This is a genomic window from Phaeobacter sp. QD34_24 (assembly GCF_028890115.1).
Classification (GTDB): domain Bacteria; phylum Pseudomonadota; class Alphaproteobacteria; order Rhodobacterales; family Rhodobacteraceae; genus Phycobacter.
The window spans coordinates 1-16803 of sequence record NZ_JARCJD010000037.1 but is presented as its reverse complement, the minus strand read 5'-3'; the positions used below and the strand labels follow the sequence as shown (position 1 = coordinate 16803).

Genomic DNA, 16803 nt, shown 5'->3' with positions numbered 1-16803 from the left:
GGAGATTTTCCAACGCGGGCCGCCCGTCCACCAAGCCGCAAACTCACACCCCGGCCCGCATCGAAAAATCTTCACCATAGCTGCCGTTGGCCGACTGGTCTGGATGCTGCGACAGCCGCCTGCATTTCAGACATTCACCGCCCCTGAAGGACACGACCGTGAGGACATTCAAGCGAAGAAACAGGGCTTGAAGAAGAGCGCGAAAGCAAGAGGGCAATGTTGCTGAGCAAACAGCGCGCCAGGGACGAGGCGCCTCAACCGCGAGAAGACGAACAGCTCGCCCAGGAAAAACAGATGAAATTGGCCCAAAGGACCCGGTGGGGCTGGCTTATCAGCACCATCTCCTTTGTGTTTGCCATAACTGCAGCCGCTGTTTTCGGGCTCTATTCAAGTTCGACCTTGGCAAATACTGCTTCCTTTCTAGCTGACAATAAGCCGTTGGCGCGAGAGGTTGGGATCGTAGACATGGAACGTTCATAGCTTCAGCAAGAGCTTGGCAGATCTGGCAGACGCCCAGGCTCAGCAAAGAAAACTGTCGACCGGAAACGAAGAACTGCGCCAGCAGCTTGAGAAATGCCACGCCGAAACTGTCGCCTTGAACAACAAGTTGGAGTAATACGTTGGTGCAGCCGCCGTTTGTCAAACCAACCGCAGCGCAGGCTCGATCGTCACCATTCCCCCCTATTTTCGCCTGAGAGCAAACCAATCCAGCTGGACTAGCATTTTCAGCCAGGTCAGCGCCCCCCGATCATTCCAACCAGGCGAATGGCCTTGTCCAGCTTGCCGACCAAGCCCCAGCCAAAGAGCATCGAAAACAGCGTCAGCAACACGTCACTGTTGCTGGCGATGAAGGTGACGATGTCTCCGGACAGGCCAAGTTTCGGCAGCATCGCCGTCAACAAAAGCCCGATCACCCCGGACACCGATTTCTTGCCGTTGATGGCGCGACCGACGGTTTGTCCAAGCGCCGCATTGATCGGCGTCAACGGGACATTGCCATCGGCGTCTCTGGTGACCGTCACAGCCTCTGCTGATGTGACGCCGCTGACGCCGAGAAGCAGTTGAACCAGGTCTTTGCCTCGCGCCAACTCGTCGCTGTCACCGGGCTTGTCCTGCAGCAACAGTTCCGCGGCCTTGGCAAGCGCGGCCCTTCGATCGCCGCCCTGTACTGCAGAAACAATGGTCAGAATATCGTCCAGATCGACGTTGCTTTCGGATACTTTCATCACTTTTCTCGGGCGCAGGCCCGCTCCTTGCGGCAATGTATTTACGAATTCACGCAGCGCGGCCATGCGATTCAGCCAGCCGTCGCCAAAAACATCAAATGTATCGAGGGTGCGCAGATAGGCTTCCTGCTCGTCCATGAAACCCGAGGCCAGGACGCTGGCATCCGTCTTTTGAATCGCGGCCATGGTCAGCCGCCCCAGAATGCCATCGACAACCAACTTTGCGCCATCAACGGTCATGCCTAGTGCATTGAACGATTTTTGCACGAGCTCAATTGCCCTTTTTGGCCCTGACATGACCGAGCAATTGTAGACCACCATCGCCATCCGCTCAGGCATCTCGGAACAGCGGCTGACCGCGTAGTAGCGAGTTCGAAAAATCTCGTCGGCTTCGGCCCGAGATAGATTGCGCACGTCCTCGATCGAAACTTCCTGGCCGCGCCAAGCGGCCAGTGTCCCGATCGTGATACCCATGTTCGTGGCCCCGCCCTTGTCAGCCGGGTGATTTACAAAGCCGCCTTCCCAGTGCTTGATGAACCCGTGCAGCCTTTGAAACTTTGCGTCCGATGCGGCTATCGCGGTAGCGGTCGACGGATCCGCAGAGCCGTCGTTGTCGGGGACATGATCGGCGTTCAGAGGCGGCCGTTCTGCGGCCATCGTGGGTTTGCGCGGTGCATTGCCACCTTCCCAGTTGTCGATGAGCTGGATCAGGTACTCTGCCCAGACGTCGTCTCCGCCTTCGGGATAATGCCCATTTCGCATTTCGGAAGCCGAGGCACCGATCAACTGAATGTGAGGCTTTTCGATCAACTCACCATTCTTGTTGTAAAGCGGCGTCATGCCGTGTTCTTTGGCCAATTCGTGCATGCGGTCCCAGTAGGGCGCTTCTGCCCCCTTGTCGTCCCACGACCATTTCCCGTCGAGCTTCAGAACGAAGTCCACCGCCAATCCGTATTGGTGGATCGAGCCCCAAGGACCGACCCAGGTGACCTTGGGTCGTTTTGCCTGCAGTTTCGCTTGTCGCTCTGGTGTTCGAAAGGCTTCAAATACTTCGAATGGGATGCCTTCTGCCTGCAGTTGGTCCCGGATCGCGCGGACCTTTTCGCGGATTGCGGGGTGAAGCTTGGAAATGTCACTGTCTCTGGCTGCGGGATTTGCCATGGTAATTTCCTTTCGGCTATTCGTATTTCCTTTTGAAAAAGCTGTTTTTCAAAGCCTTATCAGGCGACCTGAGCGAATGCGGCCAGTGCAATCTGTGCATTGCATGGAACTGAAAAGGACACGATTGGCGCGCATCGCGAATTCTAACACAACCTTAAGGAAATGTCACATCATCGTATAGCCTTGGGGAGCGGGAGGTCTTGAGCGCCCACCGGGCTTGAAATTGACATACCCAAAACCTGAACACCAAAAACGCACCTCGATCGACATTTCGGCCTTTCCAAAGATCTGCCCGCAACATCATTTCGCGTTTCCAAAACACTACGATAGGCCAGACGACCCCCGAGATGACCCAAGCAAAAAACTGACTAAGCCTTTCAAAACCGCATCAAGCGTGCCGAAACAGCTGACGACAACGACCTCCAATTCAAGGACAATCGCAAAGCCACGCAAGGAATTGCTCTGTTATGTTCAGCACCCATTAATTCTGAACCTAGCTAGTCTTGTGAACTCGACGCCGATATTGTCTTTGACAGTTTTGTCAACCATTCGCCCACGGTCTTTGGCTCCATGCTGTTGTCAAGCAGCGCGGGTTGGAACAATTCCTTGGCGCTGTGCGCGCCCAGTTGGCGGTAGGCTTCGAACTGTGCTTCGTCAAAGAACTGATCGGCAGTCGATTGATGCGGAAAGTTGGGGTTTGCGCGGTGGTATCCCTTGATCAACTCGCTTTCATCACCGGTCAACGACAGCTTGAGAACGAGCAGCAATCCTGTGGTTTCGGTGTCTGGATATTGAATTCTTGTTAGAATTGAATGGGCCGGGGAGTGGCCGGTTTCTTCATCCACGCGGAGCGGGTCAAATGCCGGATCGATCTTTACACCCAGGTCGATCCGGGCGTGCCGGATCAGGGTTGTCAGCGTCGCAAAGTCGTTTCCTCCGTCCTGCCCGAAGTCAACAGAAACGATGAAACGGCACCGGCGGCGCAGCAGCTCGTAGATGCCAGAGTTTTCAATATGGCCACCATCCGAGAGATTGATCCAGGGTTTGTGCTCGTCCATTCCGATTCCGAACATCTCTCGCAGAAGGCACAACAGGCCGGGAACTGGTTTAGGCACCCTGGATTTGATGTTTGGTTGTTTCATCCAGAAACCAAGACGGATGTTCAAGAAGGCCAACAGCATGCGCACTGGCGCAATCGTGTTCAAGGCCATGAGCGGCGCAACAGCAGCGCCCGACACGGCGACAGCAGTCGCTATGTCCATGTCCTTCCGACCGTTCTTGTATTGCTCAGAGCTAAGGTAGCCGGTCGTGGGCGAACCGCAGAAGCACTTGGAAAACAGGAAAAAGTCGCTTTTGCGTTCGCGCAGCCTGAGAGATTTACTCGAGGGAAGATTAATCGCAGCGTTGATCAGCTGATACGGCGCGTGGTGCGACTTGTTCAGCTCTGCAAGGGTTACATCGCCGTTGTGGGCTTTCTTTTGCGCGACAAATGTGCGGGCCAGACGCATGCGGTAGAAACCATGTGGCCCGGTCGCGTTGATGTTCAAAGATGACGACAACACGCCCAAAATCGTCGTCACAACTAGCAACGTCCAGGCCGCTGACAGGTCGCCATCAATCAAAGGGTATCCCAGATTGAACAGATAAAACCCGAAAAACAATGCCGCAATGGGGGTCGCCACGGCTGCAACGATCAAGGCGCCGCCAGCCAGTGCTGTGCTGATGATGGTCTTGTCTATGGCCGGAAGAGCTTTTTCAAGCGTGGGAACAATCGCCAAAATCGCTGGAGCCAAGGCGGTGAAAGGTGAGACGCCCTGCCCCCTCATAGTGACCGTTTGGTACAACAGATGGATCACCCAGACAGAGAGTAAGGCAAGCGCCGCGGCAATGGCCAAGGCAAAAAGCCGCACTGCACAGCTGCGCGCACTTTCCCAAAAAGACAGAAGGCCAAAAACAACGACACCGCCGCCCAATCACGCTCAGGGCGAAAAGCGGGAGCGACGACCAGTCAATGTCCGGCCCCACCTGCTTACGGCCAAGCTGATCCAGACCAATACCGCAATCACAAAGGCCGGTGCGGACCAGTTGTGCAATGTCCCGCCAAGCAATCGGCACGCCGCAACAAACGTGGCCAAAGGTGACACCATCGACAGGTAGGAGGCACGGGTGCGGACATAGGCGATTTCATCGGTATCGGGTCCGTCTGCGCTCCCGAATATGTCCTTGCGGCTGGTTCCAGGCTCCAGGGGCCGGTCACCCAGGCGCCGGGTGATGAATGCACCTGTATAGCCGCCCCCAGATACGGTGGACATGATGTCAAAGTCCTTGAACAAACCCTTGTCCGCCAGGACCTGCGCAACACCAAGACAGAAGGTCGCCGAGCGTATGCCACCCCCGGAAAATGCCAGGCCGGCCGCGTCAGTGATCGGGGAATCCCTTGCCCCCTTAGCTTTTCCATTCGCGTCCCGAATGGTGCGGATTTCCCTGGCTTCGGCGTTGTTGATCAGGGCCGTCGTTTCGTCGTCTATCAACTTGTTTTCGGGTATTCCAAATACCATCGGCGGCTGTTCTTCGTCCTCCGGTTCCCCCGCCGCCCATACGCCAACAGTTTCTGGGGCAAACGGGCGCTCAGCGGTTTTCAACAGCATGCTGCGCGCGGCAAAGGCAGCTTCAACCTTATGGGCTTCTTCCTGCTCTTCTTCGCCATAGGCCATCTGCCAAAGCATGCCAATGCGCCCATTGAGCTTACCCTGAATCTCCACGAGCCCGGCCCGAAAGTCGACCGCGCCGTTTCGTGTTTGCAAATGCCCGTCTTCCTTGAACTTTTGCCAGCGCGCCGTAAACGGGCGGATATCGGTATTGAGAATCTCATCAGCCAAATCGGCAAATTCTCGGCAGCCCGGGTTCGCCTTTATTATCTCCCGTGCCAGCCCAAACAGGCTGAATAGGCTACCCAGAGCGGCCGTCTCGTCGCCATGTTTGAATGGAAGCGGTTGTGTCGCCAGCCTGGTGCGCATTTCCGCCAGAAAGGCCTCGGCGGCTTTTTGATCTGAATTCATTTTCCGGACTCTCATTCGTTACAACGCAATTCAACATATGTTGAATGCAGTATACCACAGGATGAAATGGCGACTTACAGTGGGGTGTAAGAATTTGAATGAAGTGCGCACTCGCACACCGGAGTGGCCACAATGGGGATTTTTAGAAATGCGCAGGATGCGAACTTTACGTCCTGCCCCGTTTATCAACCATATTTCTCATGCGCTGGGAGCGCATCCATATAAGTCTTTCAAGCGAAACGTGAAATCATTCGATTGGCAGGGATTCTCGATAACCGCTCTCCATAATCTAAAGTGAAAGTGGAGCGACTGATGCACAAACGGGATGCCGCCGTGAGCCACGAAGCAAATCGGCCTTATTGGCATCTGTTCGGCCCGATGTTGGCCTTCGAGATAAGACAGCAACACATGTCCAGCATGGCTTCACCAATGGCGCTCGCACCGGGATAAGGCATTCATGTCACGACCGACCTGGAAAAGCCAATCTCGGCCCTGAGGGTGCCGCGGGACACCTTCACAATGCGGGGGCTATGCGGGCTGAGCGGTACAAACCCGAAACCCGCCACGGGTTCGGGAAGACGCCATCAGCCCTGTGATTGATGGATAGCGGCAACGGCGGCGGCGATCGCCGCCTCGATGCTCAGCGCGCTGGTGTCGATGACCACCGCATCCTCAGCCGGTTTCAAGGGCGCCTCGCTGCGATTCATGTCACGATCATCGCGTGCCTTCACATCGGCCAGCACGGTCTCGTAGCTGCTGTCCGATCCCGCCGCGCGCAACTCCTTGAAGCGGCGCTCTGCGCGCACCTCGGCACTGGCCGTCACGAAGAGCTTCACCTCGGCATCGGGACAGATCACCGTGCCGATATCGCGCCCGTCCAGCACTGCCCCCCCTGCCCGGCGGGCAAAGCTGCGCTGGAAATCCACCAAGGCCTGGCGCACCTCTGCGATCACCGCCACCTTCGATGCGGCCTGGGCAACCTCGGCCGTGCGCAGGCCATCGACCTCAAGATCCTCGGCCACCAGGGCCTGAGCGGCCGCGACCGGCTTTTCACCGGCAAGAACTTTCGCCCCGACGGCGCGGTACAACAGGCCGGTATCCAGATGCGCAAAGCCGAAATGTTCCGCGACGGCCTTGGAGATCGTGCCCTTCCCGGCAGCCGCCGGACCATCGATTGCAATGGTGAAGCTCTGGTTCATGTTCTTTTCTTCCACTTCAAGACACCCGCGTGCAGTGATACGGCCAGAACGATCAGGAAGGCGATGCTGTCCAGCCCCGATTTCACCATCGTCGCGTAGGAGGCGGAAGCGATTGCGCCGCCGCTGATATCCCCGGCCAGCAAGCGGGCCACAAAATAGTTTTCCAGATAGTCAGACGCCACCGCAGCCACGATCACGCAAGTGAACACGGCCCGCAATGGCCTAGAGGCAACCAGCCACAATACCGGGCCCGCCAAAGAAATGCCGAGCAGCGCCGGGTAGAGCAGGTCCAGAATTCGCTGCGGACCACTATAGATTGCGTGCCCTTCTGCGCCAAGCGCGGCCAGAAAGGCGCGCGCCTCAGCCTCGGTATAGCCCAAGGGGCGCAGATCGAAGGGCATCAGCCCTCCGGCCTCGTGTGCGATCGTCGGCAAAGTCCAGAACACCATTGCGGCATAGACTGCGAGTGCGGCCAGAACGAAGACCCAATATGCCGCGCGCCAGCTCATCATGCGTGGGTGAACTTGGCGCCCAGAGCTGTCATCAGCGGCTCGAAGATCGGGAAGGAGGTGGCAATGGGGCCGCCATCATCCACGGACACAGGGTTCTGCGCCGCCATACCCATCACCATGAAGGACATGGCAATGCGGTGATCGAGGAAGCTTTCGCAGGTGCCGCCGCCGGGCACGCCCTCGGGCCCCATCCCCATGACTGCCCACCAGTCGTCGCCCTCGCGCACGGCAACGCCATTGGCGCGAAGGCCCCGCGCCATGGCATCGATACGGTCGCTTTCCTTTACGCGCAGTTCCTTGACGCCCGCCATCATGGTCTCGCCCGTGGCGAATGAGGCGACGATGGACAGCACCGGATATTCGTCGATCATGGACGCGGCGCGCTCGGGGGGCACCTCGATCCCCTTCATCTCGGGGGAGTAGCGCGCGCGCAGATCGGCCACGGGTTCGCCACCCTCTATCCGCTCGTTCTCATAGGTCAGATCGGCACCCATCTCGCGCAGGGTGGTGAACAGGCCCGCACGGGTAGGGTTGAGACCGATGCCCGGCACCAGAACATCCGATCCGGGCGTGATCAGGGCCGCGCAGACCGGGAAGGCCGCCGAGGAGGGATCGCGCGGCACGGCGATCACCTGCGGTTTCAACTCGGGCCGCCCGGTCAGGGTGATGACGCGGCCCTCGTCGGTTTCTTCCGTCGTGATCTCGGCGCCAAAACCTTCGAGCATACGCTCGGTGTGGTCGCGTGTGGCTTCCTGTTCGATCACCACGGTCTGGCCCGGCGCATTGAGCCCCGCCAGCAGCACCGCCGATTTCACCTGTGCCGAGGGCACCGGCACCACATAGCGCACCGGCACGGGATCTGCCGCGCCGACGATGGTCATCGGCAGCCGCCCGCCGGACCGGCCCACGGCCTGCGCGCCGAACAAAGCCAGCGGGTCAGTCACCCGCGCCATGGGGCGCTTGTTGAGGCTGGCATCGCCAGTGAAGGTCACCGTAATGGGGGAGGTCGCCATGGTCCCCATGATCAGCCGCACCCCGGTGCCCGAGTTGCCGCAATCGATCACATTGTCCGGCTCGGCAAAGCCGCCGACGCCCACGCCAAACACCGACCAGTTGCCGCCGCCATGGTTCACCACCTCGGCGCCAAAGGCCTGCATCGCCTTGGCGGTGTCCAGCACATCCTCGCCTTCCAACAGCCCCGAGATCTTGGTCTCGCCAACCGCCATGGCGCCCAGGATCAGCGAACGGTGCGAGATCGACTTGTCGCCCGGCACCTCGGCCACGCCAGTGAGCGCGGTAGCACGGTGAGAGGTCATCGGGATGGGCGTACCGTGTCCGGACATATGGGGTTCCTTCGTCAAAGTATCGCGGGCCGCATCGCATGCGCGCCTGGTTCCGCTATCGGTACCGAATTGCCGACCCTCGGTCCAGCGCAGATCAGCCGCAAATCACCCCAGACGGCGGAAGGTCAGGTAATGGGGCGTGCGCCCTTCCCGCAGGGCTTTTTGTTCATAGCGGGTGGAGATCCAGTCCTCCCACGGCTCGCGCCAGTCGGCAGGCCGTTCCGCCAGCCATTCGAAGCCGGCCCCAGGCACCTCTTCCAGGGTCTGGCGCACGTAGTCGGGAATATCGGTCGCCACACGGAAGATCGCACCGGGCTTCAGGCAGCGGGCCAGCGGCTCCAGGTGTTCGGGCGTCACAAAGCGGCGGCGGTGATGGCGTTTCTTCGGCCAGGGATCGGGATAGAGCAGGAAGGCCCGCGAGATCGACGCCTCGGGCAGCACGTCCATCAGATCGCGCGCATCGCCGGGATGGACAGCGATATTCTCCGCCCCCGCCTTGCGGATCTTGCCCAGCAGCATGGCCACCCCGTTGATGAAGGGCTCCGCACCGATGATGCCCACGTCCGGATTGCTCACCGCCTGATGCACCAGATGTTCGCCACCGCCGAAACCGACCTCCAGCCAGACATCGCGCCCGCCAAACAGCGCCTGCAGATCCAGAGGAGTCCGGTCGGGGTTCTCGTCCCAATCGACGGCCCCCGGGCTAAGCGCGCCCAGGTCTTCTTCCAGATAGCGGCGCTGGCTGTCCTTCAGGGTCTTGCCACTGAAGCGGCCATAGAAATTACGCCAGGGCGCGCCCGACGGGTGATTGTCGCTCGGCTTGTCAGACATCGTCTCTCTCGCTTGGATCGCCCGTGCCTTTGCCGCACGAGGCGCCCAAGGTCAAGTCAAAGCCCCTTTCGGCGGGCTGCACCACGCGGTCACCAGGTGAAAACACGCTTTAGAATGAACATGCCGGGAATGGTCACCACATAGGTGGTGATGCCATAAAGAGCGGTCGGAACCGCATATTCCGGAATGCCGGACGCCTGCGCCACCATGCCCGCGACGGCGATGCCCAGCGTCGCGTTCTGCACGCCCATCTCCACCGAGATACAGAGCCCATCCGGACCTGACAGCCCGATCAGACGCGCCACACCGATGCCCGCCACCAGCAGAACCGCATTCAGGAGCATCAACACCGGCCCCAGCGTCCACATATTGGCGGTCATCAGATCCCAGTTCGTGGCCAGCGCCGCCATCACGATCACGATGAACAGGAGCAAGGACAGGGCTGACACGCCCTTCTCGAACCTGTCGGCCACACCCGGCGCCATCCACCGGGTCAGAAGCCCGATGATCACCGGCACCGCCGTGATGGCAAACATCGACAGGCCTATGGCCAATACATCCACCTCGGGCGCGGCCGCGCCCAGAAACACCGACCCGGCCCATGCCACCAAGATCGGAACGGTGACCACCGACAAAAGGCTCACCACGGCCGTCAAGGTGATCGACAGCGCCACCGTGCCCCCTGCCAGCTTGGTCAGGATGTTCGAGGTCACCCCACCGGGACAGAACGACAGGATCATCACGCCAAAGGCCATTGCGGGCGGCAGGTCAAAGACCATGAGCAGCAGATAGGCGACCAAGGGCACCGCCCCGACCTGCATCACCACGCCAGTCAGAACCGCCTTGGGCATGGCCAAAACCCTGGCGAAATCGGCAAAGGTCAGGCCAAAGCCCAATGAGAACATGATGAACGCAAGTGATAGCGGCAGCCCCACATCGATGAGCATTGGTCTTCCTCCCTGTTCGCCGCGCGAGGGTGGCACAGAAGCGGAAGAGTACCAAAGGTTTCGTCAGGGCATGGGCTCAGGCCTCGGAAGACAGTCTCCTCAGCGGCCCGGCAAAGCAAAAGCCCGCCGCAATGCGACGGGCCTTGCAATCTTGAAGAACCACCCGGCTCAAATCGCCTTTTTCAGGGCCTCGACCAGATCGGTGCGCTCCCAGCTGAAACCGCCATCCGCATCGGGTTCGCGGCCAAAGTGGCCATAGGCTGCGGTGCGCTGGTAGATCGGCTTGTTCAGACCCAGATGCGAGCGGATGCCGCGCGGGGTCAGATCCATCACCTGATCGATGGCCTTTTCGATATCTGCGGGGGCGACATCACCGGTGCCATGGGTGTCGGCATAGATCGACAGCGGCTTGGACACGCCGATCGCATAGGACAGCTGGATGGTGCATTTATCCGCCATGCCCGCCGCCACGACGTTCTTCGCCAGGTAGCGCGCCGCATAGGCTGCCGAGCGGTCCACCTTGGTCGGATCCTTGCCGGAAAAGGCGCCGCCGCCATGCGGCGCCGCACCGCCGTAGGTGTCCACGATGATCTTGCGACCGGTCAGACCCGCATCGCCATCGGGGCCACCGATCACGAATTTGCCGGTCGGGTTCACGTGCCAGACGGTCTGATCCGTCAGCCAGCCCTCGGGCAGCACCTCTTGGATGTAAGGCTCCACGATGGCGCGGATATCGGCAGAGCTCAGCGCCTCGTCCAGGTGCTGGGTCGACAGCACCAGCGAGGAAATCCCCACCGGCTTGCCATTCTCATAGCGTACCGAAAGCTGCGATTTCGCATCCGGGCCCAGCGCCGGTTCCGTGCCGTTCTTACGCACTTCGGCCAGGCGGCGCAGAATGGCGTGGCTGTATTGCAGCGGCGCCGGCATCAGCGCCTCGGTTTCATTGGTGGCAAAGCCGAACATGATGCCCTGGTCGCCCGCACCTTCGTCCTTGTTGCCAGAGGCATCGACGCCCTGCGCGATATGGGCGGATTGCTCGTGCAACAGGTTGGTGATTTCCACGGTCTCGTGGTGGAACTTGTCCTGCTCGTAACCGATGTCCTTGATGCAGGCGCGGGCGATCTCGTCGATCTTGCCCATGTAATCGTGCAGCTTGTCCTGGTCGGACAGACCCACCTCGCCCCCGATCACCACGCGGTTTGTTGTGGCAAAGGTTTCTGCCGCGACGCGCGCTTCGGGCTCTTCCGCGAGGAAGGCGTCCAGCACGGCATCGGAGATGCGGTCGCAGACCTTGTCCGGGTGTCCTTCGGAAACGGATTCCGAAGTGAAAATGTAGTTCTTGCGGGTCATGAAAAGTGCTCCATTTGGGTTTCGCCTCACCACGCCAGGAAGCCGTTGTGGGAGGAATCAAAACTCAGTACGCAGGGATCAGCCTGTCGTCAATGCTTTTGCAGGAATAGGTTGATCAGCTATGAACGCGCGGGCGATTTTACGCCGCGACGCAGGCCCAGCCCCGCCAGCAGCAGCGCCAGAAACAGCACCGGCCCATCCCCGGCGCGGCTGTAGAGCGTCGCGGGCAGGGGCGCGGGCAGCAGCACATCCACATAGCCCACCTCCCCCAGGGGCAGCGCCTGTCCAAGGCGCCCATAAGGGTCGATCACGCCGGATATGCCGGTATTGGCGGCCCGCAGCATCGGCAGGCCCTGCTCTGCCGCCCGCATGCGCGCCTGCACCAGGTGTTGATAGGGCCCGGACCGGGTGCCGAACCAGGCATCATTGGTGATCTGCACCAGCACATCGGGGCGTTCGGGCGCGGCCCGCACATCCTGGGGAAACACCGCCTCGTAGCAGATCAGCGGCAGCGCCCTGCCGATCGGCAGATCCAAGAGCTGCGCACCCGGCCCGGCGGCATAGCCTGCGCCTGCCTGCGAGGCAAAGCCGTGAATGCCAAAACGCGCCATCAGGTTGCCGAAAGGCACATATTCGCCAAAGGGCACCAGATGCGCCTTGTCATAGGTCTGCCGCACTCTGCCCTCCGGTCCGACAAGCACGGCCGAATTGAAATAGGCGCCGTCTTCCTCGCGCTGGATTCCCAAGAGCAGCGGCACCCCCGGTGCCATCTCGGTGATCGCCGCAAGCGTGTCCTCCGCATGGTTCAACAGCTGCGGCACCGAGGTTTCCGGCCAGATGATCATATCCGGACGGGGATCTTCGGCATTGAAGGTCATGGCGCGGCGCACGAAATTCCAGCGAAACTCCGGGTGCCACTTCTGATGCTGCGGCGCATTGGGCTGCACCAGACGCACCTTGCGGTCGGTCCGATCGGCCTCGGGCGGGGGGGGCAGCAGCGCCACACCCGCGGCCAGCATCACCCCGGGCAGAAGCGCCCAAACCGGGTTCGTCCTGAGCATGGCCAGCGGCAGGAAGGCCACAAGTGTCAAGAGCGCCAGGCCCTGCGGGCCAACCCATGGCAACAGCTGCATGGCGGGGGTCTCGACCCAGAACTGCCCAAAAGCAGCCCAGGGAAAACCGGTCAGCACATAGGCACGGGCGAATTCCGCAAGGCTCCACAGGGCGATCAGCAGCAGGAGCCGCGCAGCGCCGCGTCCCCAACGCGCCGCCCCGGCAAAAGCCGCGCCCCAGAACAGCGCCAGCCCGCCCGCCAGAAACACAACGGCAAAGGGCGCCATCCAGGCGTGCCGCTCGGCATCCACCTGAAAGGGTTCAAGGATCCAGGACAGTCCCAGGGCGAAATAGCCAAATCCAAAGCCCCAGCCCAGAAGCGCGGCGCGGCGCACGCTCACGTCCCGCAGCAGCAGGGCAGAAATCCCCCCCAAGGAGACCGGCAGCACCCACAGAATATGGCCAGGCGCCAGGGCCAGCGCCATCAGCGCGCCCAAGGCAACGGCCAAAAGAATGGGCAGCCAGGGCTGCCATCCTCCGTGGCGCAGGCGCGACAGCCGCGTCATTCCTCGGATTTGGGGACCAGAACCCTGAGCCGCTTGATCCTGCGGGGATCGGCATCCACCACTTCGAATTCGGCACCATCCGGGTGAACGATCACCTCGCCCCGCGCGGGCACCCGGCCCGAGAGCATGAAGACAAGACCGCCCAGCGTGTCGATCTCTTCCTCGTCCACATCATCGTGATTGGTCAGCGACTGGCCAATCTCGGCCTCGAATTCGGCCAGGGGCGTGCGGGCCTGGGCGACATAGCAGCCGGATTTCTCGCGGAACCAGGTCTGATCCTCGCCCGTGTCATGTTCGTCCTCGATCTCACCGATGACCTGTTCGATCAGATCCTCGATGGTCACCAGGCCATCCACGCCGCCATATTCGTCGATCACCAGCGCCATGTGGCGCCGCTCACCCTGCATTTTCGACAGCAGCACGCCAATCGGCATCGAGGGCGGCACGAACAGCAGCGGCCGCAGCATCTTGCGCAGATCAAAGGCTTCCTCGCTGCAGTTGAAGCCATGGGTCAGGGCAAAATCCTTGAGGTGGGCAAATCCCAGCGGCGTGTCCAGCGTGCCCTCGTAGACCGGGATCCGGGTCAGGCCGCTTTCACGGAACACCTTGACCAGATCCTCGCTGTCGGTGGTGACGGGTACGGCCACGATCTCGGCCGAGGGGATGGCGACGTCTTCAACCCGCATCCGGCGCAGGTTGATCATGCCATGGGGCTGCGCCTGTGGGGCCGTGACACGGTCCTCCTCGGCTGGCGCATCCGCAGATGACGTGGAAAATGATCCCAACAGACGGCCCAGAAGCCCTGTCTTTTCCTCCGTCTCCGGAGTATGTTCCTTGCCGTTGACCGCAGCCTCTTGGGCCTCGCTCTGGATATGCAGCGCGCCTTGCGCTGCGTTAGAACTGCCTTCTATGTCGCCCATCTGTCCTATCCAATACGCCCCGTTCAGGGGCTTCCATTCTCCGTATATGGGTTAGCGATACCCAGTTTGCCAAGTATTTCGACCTCAAGTGCTTCCATGACTGTGGCGTCCGGGTCGCGGATGTGATCGTAGCCCAAAAGATGCAACACTCCGTGAACGAGCAAATGCGTCAGGTGATCGGCCAGCGGCTTGCCCGCCTCATGCGCTTCGCGCAGGCAGGTGTCATAGGCGATCGCCACGTCGCCCAAGGGGATTTCGCCGGTGAAATCGGCCTCAGGCGGCAGCGGTGTGCCGCCCGGTTCCTCGGCCGCGAGATCCTCGGCAGGCCAGCTCAACACATTGGTCGGGGTGGGCTTGTCGCGGAACTCGGCGTTGAGGTCGGCAATACGCGCATCATCGCAGGCCAGAAGCGAAATCTCGCATTCCTCCGCATCCAGCCCGAAATGATCCAGCGCGGCCGCGATGCTGCGCTCGGCCAGTTGGTCAAACGCCACCGCGTTCCAGCGATCATCTTCAAGGGAAATCTCAAGCGTCATGGCCGGTCTTCACTCAGCCCGCCGGGGTATCGGCGTCATAAGCCTCGATGATGGCGGCCACCAGCGGATGGCGCACCACGTCCCGCGCGGTGAAATAGTTGAAGCTGATCTTGGGGATCGACTTCAGCAGCCGTTCCGCATCCGCCAGCCCCGAGGGCACCCCGCGTGGCAGGTCCACCTGGCTGCGGTCGCCGGTGATCACCATGCGCGAGCCTTCGCCAAGGCGGGTCAGGAACATCTTCATCTGCATGGTGGTGGCGTTCTGCGCCTCGTCCAGCACCACGAATGCATTGGAGAGCGTCCGCCCCCGCATGAAGGCCAGCGGCGCGATCTCGATGGTTTTCTCTTCCTTCAGCTTGGCCAGCTGTTTTCCGGGCAGGAAGTCATTCAGCGCGTCATAGAGCGGCTGCATGTAGGGATCGACCTTCTCTTCCTGGGTGCCGGGCAGAAAGCCGAGCCGCTCTCCGGCCTCAACGGCGGGACGGCAGAGGATGATCTTGTCCACCTGTCCGGTGATGAACATGCTGACACCCACGGCAACGGCCAGATAGGTCTTGCCGGTGCCTGCCGGGCCAATGCCAAAGGCCAGTTCATGTTCATAAAGCGCCTTCACATAGGCCTTTTGTGCATCGGTGCGTGGCTCCACCAGCTTCTTGCGGGTCTTGATCTCGACCTTGCCGCCGCTGAACATCTCCATCTGGCCGCCCGCATCCGCGGCCTCGGACTGTTCCATCCGCAATTCGCGATCCACATCCGCGTGTTCGACGCTGCGCCCGGTCTCCAGCCGATCATAAAGCGCGGTCAGAACGGCAGCCGCCTGTTCGCGGGCGCCCTCCTCGCCGACCACTGACAAAAGATTGCCCCGGCGCAGGATCTGCACCCCAAGCTTTTGCTCGATTTCGGCGATATTGCGGTCGTATTCTCCGCACAGGTCGATCAGCAGGCGATTGTCAGGAAATTCCAGCAGCACTTCATGTGCCGTCTCGGGATGAGTGTGGGGCGTCGATGTCGGGGCGCTGGTGGCCAATCTGCGGTCCTCTGCTTGGTTGTTCCTTTCAATGTGAACCTGTCATGCGGCTTGTGCAAGCGCAGGCACCAAAAATTCACAAGGCTGAAACAAAACACGCAAAAGAAATCAGCCGCCCCGGATGGGACGGCTGTACTGTCTGGCGACAGGTCAGGCGCGCGTCAGAGCGGATCGCCGAAGGTCGATCCGGATTTGAACGGGCCGGTTGCGACATTGCGCGGCAATTCGCTGTTACAGACTGGCTTGCCGTCCGGCGTGCGGCGCAGGTCGGCATAGCCTTCGACCCCGTCGTCAATGATCCAGTGTTCGCAGCCCTGCGGGTCCACCCAGATGCCTGCGGTCAGCTGCGACAGGTCTCCGCTCTTGCCGTCAAAGATGTTCTGGTCCCGCGTCTTGTCGGTCACATCGCCACAGGCGGAAACCGTGAGCGCCAGGCACAGGGCAGCGGCTCCTTTGAGAATGGTCATCTTGCAATCTCCCCTAGCGGACACAATAGATTTCGACGCGACGGTTCTGCGCCATATTGGCCGCGCTGGTATTGGGAACGCGTGGGTCACGTTCGCCATAGGCGCGGATATCACCAATGCGCGCCCCGGCCGACTGGGCAACTTGAGCCACCGCATTGGCGCGGCGCTGCGACAGGCGGATGTTGTATTCATCCGAAGCGCGGCTGTCGGTGTGACCGGCAATCACGAAATAGCGGGTTCCCGGCTTTGCCTTCTGGAAGAACTCGGTCAGACGCGCCCGGCCAGCGGCATTGATATAGTGCTTGTCGGTTGCAAAGAACTGGTCGGTCGGCATCATCCCGCACAGCAGCCCGCGGCGGCAGACCGGTTTGCCATCCGGTGTCACATGCGGGGTCATATAGCCTTCGGCGCCGTCGTCCATGACCCAGTGCTCGCACCCATCCGGATCGACCCAGATGGTCGGAATGTAGCGTTCACCGACGACCGTCCGCTGTCCGGAATCCTGCGCCGCAACCGGCGCCGTCGACAGGCTTAGGGTCAGGACCCATTGATTTCCGTCCAGCGGCGTGATTCACGGTTCGAAAATCGAGCGGTAACATGTCTGAT

General features: G+C 60.8%; 16 protein-coding genes and 1 riboswitch. Of the genes, 1 reads left to right on the top strand and 15 read right to left on the bottom strand.

Translation table 11 applies throughout. The features are described 5' to 3' along the window. The coding region (locus tag PXK07_RS18235; RefSeq protein ID WP_274849733.1) for a hypothetical protein at positions 1-226 on the top strand (226 nt) is incomplete at its 5' end. Positions 227-734: 508 nt separating this feature from the next. Here the strand turns inward: PXK07_RS18235 and PXK07_RS18230 are convergent. The 15 genes from PXK07_RS18230 to PXK07_RS18160 form a co-directional block, all read right to left on the bottom strand. After that, positions 735-2387 carry a glycosyl hydrolase 108 family protein gene (locus PXK07_RS18230; protein ID WP_274849732.1) on the bottom strand — a complete coding sequence of 551 codons (1653 nt, stop codon included), beginning with the start codon at positions 2385-2387 and terminating at the stop codon, positions 735-737. Between the two features lie 497 nt (positions 2388-2884). Next, positions 2885-4360: a hypothetical protein gene (locus PXK07_RS18225; RefSeq protein ID WP_274849731.1), complete on the bottom strand. Its 1476-nt coding sequence runs from the start codon at positions 4358-4360 to the stop codon at positions 2885-2887. 6 nt (positions 4361-4366) lie between these two features. Then, positions 4367-5446 carry a patatin-like phospholipase family protein gene (locus PXK07_RS18220; RefSeq protein WP_274849730.1) on the bottom strand — a complete coding sequence of 360 codons (1080 nt, stop codon included), beginning with the start codon at positions 5444-5446 and terminating at the stop codon, positions 4367-4369. A gap of 584 nt (positions 5447-6030) precedes the next feature. Continuing rightward, positions 6031-6645 carry a (d)CMP kinase gene (gene cmk / locus PXK07_RS18215; RefSeq protein ID WP_274849729.1) on the bottom strand — a complete coding sequence of 205 codons (615 nt, stop codon included), beginning with the start codon at positions 6643-6645 and terminating at the stop codon, positions 6031-6033. Continuing rightward, positions 6642-7157 (bottom strand): hypothetical protein, encoded by a 516-nt coding sequence (locus PXK07_RS18210; protein WP_274849728.1) that lies wholly within the window; start codon positions 7155-7157, stop codon positions 6642-6644. Before PXK07_RS18210 ends, cmk begins: the two co-directional genes overlap by 4 nt. Beyond that, complete coding sequence (aroA, locus tag PXK07_RS18205) at positions 7154-8500, bottom strand: 3-phosphoshikimate 1-carboxyvinyltransferase (RefSeq protein WP_274849727.1); 1347 nt, start codon at positions 8498-8500, stop codon at positions 7154-7156. Before aroA ends, PXK07_RS18210 begins: the two co-directional genes overlap by 4 nt. 105 nt (positions 8501-8605) lie before the next feature. Then, on the bottom strand, positions 8606-9331 hold the full coding sequence (gene trmB / locus PXK07_RS18200) for a tRNA (guanine(46)-N(7))-methyltransferase TrmB (protein WP_274849726.1): 726 nt from the start codon (positions 9329-9331) through the stop codon (positions 8606-8608). Between the two features lie 89 nt (positions 9332-9420). Further along, positions 9421-10314, bottom strand: coding sequence for a bile acid:sodium symporter family protein (locus PXK07_RS18195; protein WP_274849725.1), 894 nt, complete (start codon positions 10312-10314; stop codon positions 9421-9423). A 132-nt stretch (positions 10315-10446) separates the two neighbouring features. Further along, positions 10447-11628 carry a methionine adenosyltransferase gene (gene metK, locus PXK07_RS18190; protein WP_274849724.1) on the bottom strand — a complete coding sequence of 394 codons (1182 nt, stop codon included), beginning with the start codon at positions 11626-11628 and terminating at the stop codon, positions 10447-10449. A 6-nt stretch (positions 11629-11634) separates the two neighbouring features. After that, positions 11635-11685: riboswitch (SAM-SAH riboswitch) on the bottom strand. A 62-nt stretch (positions 11686-11747) separates the two neighbouring features. After that, positions 11748-13247: an apolipoprotein N-acyltransferase gene (gene lnt, locus PXK07_RS18185; RefSeq protein WP_274849723.1), complete on the bottom strand. Its 1500-nt coding sequence runs from the start codon at positions 13245-13247 to the stop codon at positions 11748-11750. Beyond that, positions 13244-14167, bottom strand: coding sequence for a hemolysin family protein (locus PXK07_RS18180; protein ID WP_274849722.1), 924 nt, complete (start codon positions 14165-14167; stop codon positions 13244-13246). Before PXK07_RS18180 ends, lnt begins: the two co-directional genes overlap by 4 nt. A 23-nt stretch (positions 14168-14190) precedes the next feature. Further along, positions 14191-14703 (bottom strand): rRNA maturation RNase YbeY, encoded by a 513-nt coding sequence (ybeY, locus tag PXK07_RS18175; protein ID WP_274849721.1) that lies wholly within the window; start codon positions 14701-14703, stop codon positions 14191-14193. Positions 14704-14716: 13 nt separating this feature from the next. Then, positions 14717-15730 (bottom strand): PhoH family protein, encoded by a 1014-nt coding sequence (locus PXK07_RS18170; RefSeq protein WP_274849720.1) that lies wholly within the window; start codon positions 15728-15730, stop codon positions 14717-14719. A gap of 161 nt (positions 15731-15891) precedes the next feature. Continuing rightward, a complete protein-coding gene (locus tag PXK07_RS18165) occupies positions 15892-16197 on the bottom strand; it encodes a hypothetical protein (protein ID WP_274849719.1) in 306 nt (101 codons plus the stop codon). A gap of 13 nt (positions 16198-16210) precedes the next feature. Then, positions 16211-16759, bottom strand: a complete 549-nt coding sequence (locus PXK07_RS18160; RefSeq protein WP_446728403.1) for an OmpA family protein — start codon at positions 16757-16759, stop codon at positions 16211-16213. Positions 16760-16803 lie beyond the last annotated feature (44 nt).